At 63.5% G+C, this 11,917-nt stretch carries 5 protein-coding genes and 1 tRNA gene; all 6 read right to left on the bottom strand.

Annotation, left to right across the window (positions count from 1 at the left end):
• Positions 1–67 precede the first annotated feature (67 nt).
• Positions 68–1,330 carry an efflux RND transporter periplasmic adaptor subunit gene (locus tag U0025_RS16210; RefSeq protein WP_004208475.1) on the bottom strand — a complete coding sequence of 421 codons (1,263 nt, stop codon included), beginning with the start codon at positions 1,328–1,330 and terminating at the stop codon, positions 68–70.
• Positions 1,331–1,333: 3 nt separating this feature from the next.
• Positions 1,334–1,747, bottom strand: coding sequence for a hypothetical protein (locus U0025_RS16205; protein WP_004208474.1), 414 nt, complete (start codon positions 1,745–1,747; stop codon positions 1,334–1,336).
• A gap of 388 nt (positions 1,748–2,135) precedes the next feature.
• Positions 2,136–2,786: a TetR/AcrR family transcriptional regulator gene (locus U0025_RS16200; protein ID WP_004208473.1), complete on the bottom strand. Its 651-nt coding sequence runs from the start codon at positions 2,784–2,786 to the stop codon at positions 2,136–2,138.
• A gap of 49 nt (positions 2,787–2,835) precedes the next feature.
• Positions 2,836–2,909 (bottom strand) — tRNA-Gln (locus U0025_RS16195).
• A 243-nt stretch (positions 2,910–3,152) separates the two neighbouring features.
• Complete coding sequence (rpoC, locus tag U0025_RS16190; protein ID WP_004208472.1) at positions 3,153–7,409, bottom strand: DNA-directed RNA polymerase subunit beta'; 4,257 nt, start codon at positions 7,407–7,409, stop codon at positions 3,153–3,155.
• A 79-nt stretch (positions 7,410–7,488) separates the two neighbouring features.
• Complete coding sequence (rpoB, locus tag U0025_RS16185) at positions 7,489–11,646, bottom strand: DNA-directed RNA polymerase subunit beta (RefSeq protein ID WP_004208471.1); 4,158 nt, start codon at positions 11,644–11,646, stop codon at positions 7,489–7,491.
• Between the last annotated feature and the right edge of the window lie 271 nt (positions 11,647–11,917).

Raw genomic sequence — 11,917 nt, 5'->3', positions numbered from 1 at the left:
CGGGCCGGATCACGGGCTTGGGATTTCGTTTGATTGGCCCCACCCGTGTGAAGGGTGGGGTCAGTGCTTACCGGGCGAAGGTGGCCTGGGCAGCGACCGGGGCGGCGCTGTCGACCGGGGTGACGGGCGCCGGGGTCGGGGTGATCCGGGCCGGCTTCACCGCAACCTTGGCACCGGGCATCGCCGCCTGGATATTGGTCACGACCACCCGGTCCTTGGGATCGAGGCCGCTGCGGATGATGCGCAGCCCGTCGACGATCGGACCAAGCTCGACCGGCTTCACCGCGACGCTGTCATCCTTGTCCACCACCAGCACGGTCTTGCGTGCCTGGTCGGACTGGATCGCCTCGTCCGGGACCAGCAGGGCATTGGCCTTGCCGCCATTGGCCAGGCGCATATTGCCGAACAGGCCGGGGGTCAGGAAATTGCCCGGATTGTCGAATATGGCGCGGATGCGGATCGTGCCCGACCGGGGATCAAGCCCATTGTCGGTGAAGTCGAGCCGGCCCTTGTGGTTATAGTCCGCCTCATCCTGCAGTCGCACTTCCACCGCGCCGCCATTCTCCTTGTCGCGCTGCGACTTGAGGTAGAGCGCTTCGGACGCATCGAAGTTGAAATAGATGGGATCGAGCTTGTTGACCGTGGTCAGCAGCGACGCGGTGCTGCCTTCGCCGCCCGACACCAGATTGCCGATGTCGACGCGGCGATCCGACACGCGGCCGGAAATCGGCGCACGCACCTGGGTGAACTCGACGTCCAGCGCCCGGCTGCGTTCGCGGGCCTGCGCGCCGGCTAGGGCGGCCTGCGCCGCTTGCAGACGCGAGCGGAGCGAATCCACTTCGCTGGCCGACACGGCTTCGTCGCCGGTCAACCGTTGGACGCGGCCATAGTCATTCTGGGCCAGCAGCAGCGCACTGCGGGCGGAGGCGACGCTGGCGCGCGCTTCGGCCAGAGCCGCCTGGAACGGGCGCTGGTCGATGGTGAAGAGCAACTGCCCCTGGCGGACGAAATCGCCGTCGCGGAAGTGGATGGCGGTCACCGCGCCCGACACGCGCGGGCGGATTTCCACCGTCTGGCTGGGGGCGAAGCGGCCGACATAATCATCCCACTGGGTCACGCTGCGGGCGAGCGGCGCGGATACGCCGACCGCCGCCAGCGGGGCGGCCGCAGCCTGGGCCGACGGGCGGTCGACCAGCTTCCAGCCGATGCCGAACAGGGCGATGAGGGCGACGGCGGCGATGCCGCCATGCTTGCGCGACCATCGGCTTCCTGGTGGCGCGTGAATGTCCGACGCGGTGCCGTCGGCTGTGATCTTGGTGAACTGGTTCATGGATTAGCTCCGGGGGACGCGGGCGGTGCGGCCCGCGCTGATGGTGGCGAGCAGCAATTCGAGCTGCGCGGTGGAAAAGCCGGCCGCACGGAAGGCGGCGAGGGCGGAAAGCGACACGGCATAGCCCTTGTGCCAGGCCTCGACGGCCAGGCGGCGGAGCGCTTCCAGCCGTTCGCTGGCCAGGGTTGGGCTATGTTCCTCGCCCCAGATCCACTTGCGCAGGCGAGCGAAGCGGCCGGGACCGCGCAGCGAGCGCAAGCCGTCGGTGCGGGCAAGGTCGACAATCTGCCATTCCTGGGCAGAAAAGTCGGTCGCCTGGGCCTCGACACGGATGGCGGGCACGGCGGGGGCGGGGCGGGCGGCGCCGACCGCCATCTGCGGACCGGCAAGTGCCTGGGCGAAATCAAGGAAAGCCATGGCCTGTTCCTTCCTGCTGTCTGAAGCGGGCACACGGCCGCACGCGGAAAAGCGCGGATCGCGTCCCGGAATAAGCGCCCGAAGATGCGGGCATGCGTCCTTGCGGCGCGAACGGCACAAACCGTCGCGAAGAGGGCGCAAAGATGGTGAATCAGGAGGAACCCGTTACCGGGAAACCGCCCCTTTAGGTGACGCTATCGTCGACAGCGCCGATGGTGGAATTGCTGCATGATGACCTCCCTGGGCTATACACCCAGCATCATTGTGTACCGCATGGTATATATTAACGGGGGCTGTCCCGTCAACCGTCTTTTTGTACCGGGAGGTATTTTATTTGCAGTGCGGCAATTTCAAGAGGCCGAGGCTCGCAAAAGCGAAATAAAATCCGCTATTTGCTCGGCCACATGGTGAGGGTGGTGTCGATCAACTGTTCCAGCCGATCGCGCGGCACACCAGCACCGGCCTGCACGGCCATGCCCTGGATCACGGTAGAGAGGTAACAGGCGAGGGCCTGGGGCTCGACTCCGGCGGGCAGGTCGCCCTCTGCCTGGGCGCGTTCAAACCGGTCGAGCAGGGCGCGGTCGGACGAGGCGCGGCGGGCCAATACCTCATCACGGATACATTCGGAATGGGCGGTGCCGCCGACCGAACTGATGACGCCCATGCATCCCTGGGGATCTTTGTTGCCGGTCTGGATCGCCAGCGATCCGCGCAGCATGCGCTCGGCCACGGCCTTGGCGGTCGGTGCCTCCAGCGACGATTTCACATAGCAGAGCTTGTCGCGCTCATAGAGGTCGAGCGCCTTGCGGAATAGGGCTTCCTTGTTGCCGAAACAGGCATAGAGGCTGGGCTTGGTGATGCCCATCGCTTCGGTCAGTTCCGCCAGCGATGCGCCTTCATAGCCGCGCCGCCAGAAGACCTGAAGCGCAGCCGCTAGGGCTTCCTCGGGATCGAACTCCCGCGGGCGGCCCCTGCCACTCTGTGTTGCCGTGATTTCCATACCGATCGGTATATAGGGATGATGACCGCCTACGTCCATAGGGCGCGCGACATCATCGCTGGTCAGTTTTTATCTGATGGGGAAGAATTGGATGCCCGACAAGGATTCGAACCTTGATTGACGGAGTCAGAGTCCGCTCTCTTACCATTAGAGGATCGGGCATCATCAGCAGGGCTTGCCCCGCTTGGGAGGCCGCAGATAGGCGGGGATTCAGAGTCGGTCAAGCGCTTTGTGCAGCCTTTCCGCAGTTTTTTGTCGATCCTCCCGATCGCTGACCGGCTGCCTTCACCGGACAAAGAAAAGCCCGCCGGATCATCGCTGATCCGGCGGGCAATATGTCGGTCTCTCTCAAAACCGGGCTGGGAGCCGCTCCCGATGTAGGAAGCGGCTCCCGCCTTTTCAAAGTCAGTCCATGTCCTGCGTGGTGAAATCATCACCCTGCACGGCACCCAGCGGATCGTCGCCGATCGCGGCTTCCGGACCCTGGGCCAGTTCGGCCGCATGTTCCTCGGCAGCGCTCTTCGGCGCGATCAGGTCGACCTGGGCCGAAGCGCGCAGCGCGGCCCGCATCGCCGCGTCACGCGACGAGGCGGCAACGCGCAGGCGGTTCATGCCGGCACCGGTGCCCGCCGGGATGAGGCGGCCGACGATGACGTTTTCCTTCAGGCCAACCAGCGTGTCCTTCTTGCCCTGGACCGCCGCTTCCGTGAGGACGCGGGTGGTTTCCTGGAAGGACGCCGCCGAGATGAACGAACGGGTCTGCAGCGAGGCCTTGGTGATGCCGAGCAGCACCGGCTTGCCGGCAGCGGGGGCGAAGCCCGGCTGCAGCTTGCTGTTGATCTCGTCCATTTCCTCGCGGTCGACCTGCTCGCCCACCAGCAGGGTGGTATCGCCAGACTCGATGATCTCGACCTTCTGCAGCATCTGACGAACGATCGTCTCGATGTGCTTGTCGTTGATCTTCACGCCCTGCAAGCGATAGACTTCCTGGATTTCGGCGACCAGATATTCGGCCAGCGGCTCGATGCCGAGCACTTCCAGAATGTCGTGCGGATCGGGCGAACCACCGATCAGGTTGTCGCCACGCTTCACGTAGTCGCCTTCCTGAACGTCGATCACCTTGCTCTTGGGGATCAGATATTCGACCGGCTCGCCGCCATCCTCGGGATTGATGGCGATCTTGCGCTTCGCCTTGTAATCCTTGAGGAACTGCACGCGGCCCGAGACCTTGGCAATGATCGCATTGTCCTTGGGCTTGCGGGCTTCGAACAGCTCGGCAACGCGCGGCAGACCGCCGGTGATGTCGCGAGTCTTGGCCGCTTCGCGGCTGACACGCGCCAGCACGTCACCGGCCTGAACCTCGGCACCATCGTCGACCGACAGGGTCGCACCGACCGCCAGCATGTAGCGGGCGGCTTCACCGCTATTGTCGTCCATCAGGGTCAGGCGCGGACGCAGATCTTCCTTCGTCCGGGCGGCACCACGATGCTCGATGACGACGCGCTGGGCGATGCCGGTGGCTTCGTCGGTCTGTTCGGTCAGCGTCTTGTTGTCGATCAGGTCGACATACTTAACGATACCCGGCTTTTCCGTGATCACCGGCATGGTGAAGGGATCCCACTCGGCGAAGCGATCGCCCTTCTTCACGGCATCGCCATCTGCGAACAGGATGGTGGCGCCATAAGGCAGGCGGTGCGTTTCGCGTTCGCGACCTTCGCTGTCGATGATCGCGACTTCGCCGTTACGGGCGAGCGACAGCCGGCGACCATTCTTGTCGGTGATGGTCGGCATGTCGCGCAGCTCGATCGTGCCGTCCGACAGGGCTTCTAGGTTCGACGTTTCGTTGAAGTTCGCCGCGCCGCCGATGTGGAAGGTACGCATGGTCAGCTGCGTGCCCGGTTCACCGATCGACTGCGCCGCGATGACGCCGACGGCTTCGCCGATGTTCACCGGCGTACCACGGGCGAGGTCACGGCCGTAGCACTTGCCGCAAACGCCCATCCGGCTTTCGCAGATCAGCGGGCTGCGGATCTTCACGGCCTGCGTGCCGATCGCCTCGATCTGGGTGATCATGGCTTCGTCCAGCAGGGTGCCGATCGGGATGATGACGGTGCCATCCTTGCTGTCGACGATATCCTGCGCCGTGGTACGGCCCAGAATGCGCTCGCCCAGCGAGGCGATGACCGAACCACCCTGAACGATGGCCTTCATCTCCAGCGCCTTTTCGGTGCCGCAATCATCCTCGACGATGGTGCAGTCCTGCGACACGTCGACCAGACGGCGGGTCAGGTAACCCGAGTTCGCCGTCTTGAGCGCGGTGTCGGCCAGACCCTTACGGGCACCGTGGGTCGAGTTGAAGTACTCGAGAACGGTCAGACCTTCCTTGAAGTTCGAGATGATCGGCGTTTCGATGATCTCGCCCGACGGCTTGGCCATCAGGCCGCGCATGCCGGCCAGCTGCTTCATCTGGGCCTGCGAACCACGGGCACCCGAGTGCGCCATCATGTAGATCGAATTGATCGGCGCCAGACGGCCGGTCTTGGGATCCTTGGGCTGGGCACGGATCTCGTCCATCATGGCGTTCGCGACCTGGTCGCCGCAACGGCTCCAGGCGTCGATCACCTTGTTGTACTTTTCTTGCTGCGTGATCAGACCGTCCTGATACTGCTGCTCATAGTCAGCCACCAGCGCCTTGGTCTCGTCGACCATCGTCACCTTGCTGTCGGGGATGACCATGTCGTCCTTGCCGAAGCTGATGCCGGCCTGGAACGCGTGGCGGAAGCCCAGCGACATGATGGCGTCGGCGAACAGCACCGTGTCCTTCTGGCCGGTGTGACGATAGACCTGGTCGATGACGTCACCGATTTCCTTCTTGGTGAGAAGGCGGTTGACGACGTCGAAGGGCACCTTGTGCGACTTGGGCAGGCATTCGCCCAGCAGCATACGACCCGGCGTGGTCTCGAAGCGCTTCATATACTGCTGACCATTTTCGTCGGTCTGCGGCACGCGGCTGATGATCTTCGAGTGCAGGGTGACCGCCTTGGCATAGAGGGCCTGATGGACCTCCTGCATGTCGGACAGCAGCATGCCTTCGCCCGGCTCGCCTTCGCGTTCCATCGACAGGTAATAGATACCCAGGACCATGTCCTGCGAGGGAACGATGATCGGCTTGCCGTTGGCAGGCGACAGGATGTTGTTGGTCGACATCATCAGCACGCGCGCTTCCAGCTGGGCTTCCAGCGAGAGCGGCACGTGGACGGCCATCTGGTCACCGTCGAAGTCGGCGTTGAAGGCCGAGCAGACGAGCGGATGCAGCTGGATTGCCTTGCCTTCGATCAGCACGGGTTCGAACGCCTGGATGCCCAGACGGTGAAGCGTCGGCGCGCGGTTCAGCATGACCGGGTGCTCGCGAATGACTTCGTCGAGGATGTCCCAGACTTCCTTGCGCTCCTTCTCGACCCACTTCTTGGCCTGCTTCAGGGTCATGGACAGACCCTTGGCGTCCAGACGGGCGTAGATGAAGGGCTTGAACAGTTCGAGCGCCATCTTCTTGGGCAGGCCGCACTGGTGCAGCTTGAGTTCCGGACCGGTCACGATGACCGAACGACCCGAATAGTCGACGCGCTTGCCGAGCAGGTTCTGACGGAAGCGGCCCTGCTTGCCCTTGAGCATGTCGGACAGCGACTTGAGCGGACGCTTGTTCGCGCCGGTGATGACGCGGCCGCGACGGCCATTGTCGAACAGGGCGTCGACGGCTTCCTGCAGCATGCGCTTTTCGTTGCGGACGATGATGTCCGGCGCCCGCAGCTCCATCAGGCGCTTCAGACGGTTGTTGCGGTTGATGACGCGGCGATACAGATCGTTGAGATCCGAGGTCGCGAAGCGGCCACCGTCCAGCGGCACCAGCGGGCGCAGTTCCGGCGGGATGACCGGCACGACGTCCAGAATCATCCATTCGGGACGGTTGCCCGATTCCAGGAAGCTCTCGACGACCTTCAGCCGCTTGATGATCTTCTTGGGCTTCAGTTCCGACTTGGTGACAGCCAGTTCGTCCAGCAGCGCCTGCTTCTCGCCTTCCAGGTCGAGATCCATCAGCATCTGCTTGACGGCTTCGGCGCCGATGCCGGCCGAGAAGGCGTCCTCGCCATATTCGTCCTGCGCGTCGAGCAGTTCGTCCTCGGTCAGCAGCTGATATTTCTCCAGCGGGGTCAGGCCCGGCTCGGTGACGATATAGCTTTCGAAATAGAGGACGCGCTCAAGCTGCTTGAGCTGCATGTCGAGCAGCAGGCCGATGCGCGAGGGCAGCGACTTCAGGAACCAGATATGGGCAACCGGCGCGGCCAGTTCGATATGGCCCATGCGCTCGCGGCGGACCTTCGACACGGTCACTTCCACGCCGCACTTTTCGCAGACGATGCCCTTGTATTTCATGCGCTTGTACTTGCCGCACAGGCACTCATAGTCCTTGATCGGACCAAAGATGCGGGCGCAGAACAGGCCGTCACGCTCGGGCTTGAACGTGCGATAGTTGATGGTTTCCGGCTTCTTGATTTCGCCGAAGGACCAGCTGCGGATGCGCTCCGGGGAGGCGAGGCCAATCTGGATCTGGTCGAAGGTTTCCGGCTTCTGGATCGGATTGGCGAAGTTCGTCAGTTCGTTCATATCTCAAGTCCCTCTAGAGGGTGTAATTTTCGGGCGAAGCAGGGGAGGGGGCGCTGCCGGAGCAGCGCCCGCGCATCCCTTATTCCGCCGCAGCCGCCATGCCGTCGTCGTCAATCTCGTCCATCGCGGCGAGTTCGACGTTGAGGCCCAGCGAACGCATTTCCTTGACCAGCACGTTGAAGCTTTCGGGAATGCCGGCCTCGAACGTGTCGTCGCCCTTGACGATCGCCTCATAGACCTTGGTGCGGCCGACCACGTCGTCCGACTTCACCGTCAGCATTTCCTGCAGCGTGTAGGCGGCGCCATAGGCCTGGAGCGCCCACACTTCCATTTCACCGAAGCGCTGGCCACCGAACTGCGCCTTACCGCCCAGCGGCTGCTGGGTGACGAGCGAGTAGGGGCCGATGGAACGTGCGTGGATCTTGTCGTCGACAAGGTGGTGCAGCTTCAGGACATACTTGTAGCCAACGGTCACCTTGCGGTCGAACACGTCGCCGGTACGGCCGTCGAACAGCGAAACCTGGCCGGATTCGTCCAGGCCCGCCAGCTTCAGCATCGCCGACACGTCGGATTCGACGGCACCGTCGAACACCGGCGTCGCCATCGGCACGCCTGCACGGACATTCTGCGCCAGCTCGACGATCTGCTCGGGGCTGCGCGCCTCGATTTCGGCGACATAATTGTCGCCATAGATCGTCTTGAGCAGTTCCTTCACCGCCTCGGGGGGCTGGCCCGCCTCGGGGTTCGGATTGGCTTCACGCCATGCGTCCAGAGCCTGGCCGATCTGGGCGCCCAGGCCGCGTGCGGCCCAGCCCAGATGGGTTTCGAAGATCTGACCGACGTTCATGCGCGACGGCACGCCCAGCGGGTTCAGCACGAAGTCGACGGGGGTGCCGTCTTCCAGGAAGGGCATGTCTTCGGCCGGCAGGATGCGGCTGATGATACCCTTGTTACCGTGACGGCCGGCCATCTTGTCGCCCGGCTGCAGCTTGCGCTTCACCGCGACGAACACCTTGACCATCTTCAGCACGCCCGGGGGCAGCTCGTCGCCGCGCTGCAGCTTGTCGACGCGATCCTCGAACTTCTCGACGATCAGCTTCACCGCTTCGTCATACTGCGCCTTGACGGCTTCGATGCCGGTCTGGCGGACATCGTCCTCGACTGCGAACTTCCACCATTCGTGACGCTCGACTTCGCCCAGCAGAGCCTCGTCGATCACAACGCCCTTCTTGACGCCCTTGGGGGCGGCGGTGGCGGTCTGGCCGATCAGCATTTCCTGCAGACGGTTGAAGGTCGCACGGTTGAGGATGCCGCGTTCGTCTTCACGGTCCTTGGCGAGGCGGTCGATTTCCTCCCGCTCGATCGCCATGGCGCGTTCGTCCTTGTCGATGCCGTGACGGTTGAAGACGCGGACTTCGACGACGGTACCGGCAACGCCCGGCGGCAGACGCAGAGACGTGTCGCGCACGTCGCTCGCCTTTTCACCGAAGATCGCGCGGAGCAGCTTTTCTTCCGGGGTCATCGGCGATTCACCCTTGGGGGTGATCTTGCCGACCAGGATGTCGCCCGGCTCCACTTCGGCGCCGATGTAGACGATGCCAGCCTCGTCGAGGTTGCGCAGCGCTTCTTCACCGACGTTCGGAATGTCGCGGGTGATGTCTTCCGGCCCCAGCTTGGTGTCGCGGGCCATGACCTCGAACTCCTCGATATGGATCGAGGTGAAGACGTCATCCTTCACGATCCGCTCGGAGATCAGGATGGAGTCTTCGTAGTTGTAGCCGTTCCAGGGCATGAACGCGACGAGCACGTTGCGGCCCAGCGCCAGCTCGCCGAACTCGGTCGACGGGCCGTCGGCGATGACGTCGCCGGCCTGCACCAGTTCGCCCACCTTCACCAGCGGACGCTGGTTGATGCAGGTGTCCTGGTTGGAGCGCTGGAACTTCTGCAGCGTGTAGATGTCGACGCCGGACTGGCCGGGTTCGACATCGCCGGTGGCGCGGATCACGATACGGGTCGCGTCGACCTGGTCGATGATGCCGGCGCGCTTGGCGGCGATCGCCGCGCCCGAGTCACGGGCCACGGTGCCTTCCATGCCGGTGCCGACGAACGGCGCCTCGGCACGGACGAGCGGCACCGCCTGACGCTGCATGTTCGATCCCATGAGCGCGCGGTTGGCGTCGTCATTTTCCAGGAACGGAATGAGCGAGGCCGCGACCGACACCAGCTGCTTGGGGCTGACGTCCATCAGGGTGATGTTGTCGCGCGGCGCCATCAGGAATTCGCCGGCTTCACGGGCGGAGATCAGGTCTTCCGCCAGCGTGCCGTCGGCATTGGTTTCGGCGTTGGCCTGCGCGATCGTGTGCTTGGCTTCTTCCATCGCCGACAGATAGACGACGTCGTTGGTCACCTTGCCGTCGATCACCTTGCGGTACGGCGTTTCGATGAAGCCATATTTGTTGACGCGGCTGAAGGTGGCCAGCGAGTTGATCAGACCGATGTTCGGGCCTTCGGGCGTTTCAATCGGGCAGATGCGGCCATAATGGGTCGGGTGAACGTCGCGGACTTCGAAGCCGGCGCGCTCACGCGTCAGACCACCCGGCCCAAGGGCCGAAACGCGGCGCTTGTGGGTGACTTCCGACAGCGGGTTGGTCTGGTCCATGAACTGCGACAGCTGCGAGCTGCCGAAGAATTCACGCACCGCGGCCACGGCGGGCTTCGCGTTGATCAGGTCGTTCGGCATCACGGTCGACACGTCGACCGAGCTCATGCGTTCCTTGACCGCACGTTCCATGCGCAGCAGGCCGACGCGATACTGGTTTTCCAGCAGCTCACCGACCGAGCGGACGCGACGGTTACCGAGATTGTCGATATCGTCGATCTCGCCCTTGCCGTCCTTCAGGTTCACCAGTTCCTTGACGACCGCCAGGATGTCCTCGACGCGCAGGGTGGTGACGGTGTCCTCGGCATCGAGGTCGAGGCGCATGTTCATCTTCACGCGGCCGACCGCGGACAGGTCATAGCGTTCCGGATCGAAGAACAGGCCGGCAAACAGTGCTTCGGCGGTTTCCTTCGTCGGCGGCTCGCCGGGGCGCATGACGCGATAGATGTCGCTCAGGGCCTGGTCGCGTTCTTCGGCCTTGTCGGCCTTGAGCGTGTTGCGGATCCAGGGACCGGTGGTGACATGGTCGATGTCCAGCAGCTCCAGGCGGTCGATGCCCGCCTTGTCCAGCTTTTCGAGGTTTTCAGGCGACACTTCGTCGCCGGCCTCGATGTAGATCTCGCCGGTCTTCTCGTTGATCAGGTCATAGGCGCTGTAGCGGCCATAAACTTCCTCAGTCGGGATCAGCAGGGTGGCCAGGCCATCCTTTTCCGCCTTGTTGGCAGCGCGCGGGCTGATCTTGTGGCCGGCGGCGAACACGACTTCGCCCGACTTGGCGTCGACGATGTCGAACGCGGGCTTCAGGCCGCGCCAGGCTTCGGCGGTGTAGGGGATCTGCCAGCCGCCTTCGCCACGGACGAAGGTGACCTTGTTGTAGAACTGGCCCAGGATTTCCTCGGCGGTGAGGCCGAGCGCGTACAGCAGCGCGGTGACCGGCAGCTTGCGCTTGCGGTCGATACGCACGTTGACGATGTCCTTGGCGTCGAACTCGAAGTCGAGCCACGAACCACGGTACGGAATGACGCGGGCAGCGAACAGATATTTGCCCGACGAGTGGGTCTTGCCACGGTCATGGTCGAACAGGACGCCCGGCGAACGGTGCATCTGCGACACGATGACGCGCTCGGTGCCGTTGACGATGAAGGTGCCGTTCTGCGTCATGAGCGGCATGTCGCCCATGTACACGTCCTGCTCCTTGATATCGAGGACCGAACGGGTTTCGGTGTCGGCATCCACTTCGAACACGATCAGGCGCAGGGTGACGCGCATCGGCGCGGCATAGGTGATGCCACGCTGGCGGCATTCCTCGACGTCGAACTTCGGGTCTTCCAGCTCATAATGGACGAAGTCCATTTCGGCGGTGCCGGCGAAGTCGCGGATCGGGAAGACGCTGCGCAGGGTCTTTTCCAGGCCCGACACATAGCCGATCGCCGGGTTGGAGCGCAGGAACTGTTCGTAGCTCTCCCTTTGAACTTCGATCAGGTTCGGCATCTGCACCACTTCGTGGATGTCGCCGAACACCTTGCGGATGCGCTTCTTAGCGCCGGTGTTGATCGTTGGGAGAGCCTTGGTCGCCATGCGGTTCCTGCCTGTCGTCTGTTCGTCGTGTTTTTCCGCATTGCAGCGGAAATTCAGTCCGGATGCTCTGGAATCCGGGGTGATTCGCACCCCATATTCCACGCAAAAAAGTGCGGGCCGGGACTGTCCGATCCGCACTGTCAGCGTCTTGTTGCCCGCCAAACTCGCCCAATTCCGCCGGTTTCGTGCGCCATGCGAACCGGACCCCGAGCGATGAGGGGGACGGACCATCCCATCCGGGGAGGAGGGGAACGGACCGATTTCGAACCGC

It is taken from the genome of Sphingobium yanoikuyae (assembly GCF_034424525.1).
Taxonomy (GTDB): Bacteria; Pseudomonadota; Alphaproteobacteria; order Sphingomonadales; family Sphingomonadaceae; genus Sphingobium; species Sphingobium yanoikuyae.
Note: the sequence above shows the minus strand (reverse complement) of the source record. Positions and strands in the feature narration are given on the sequence as shown.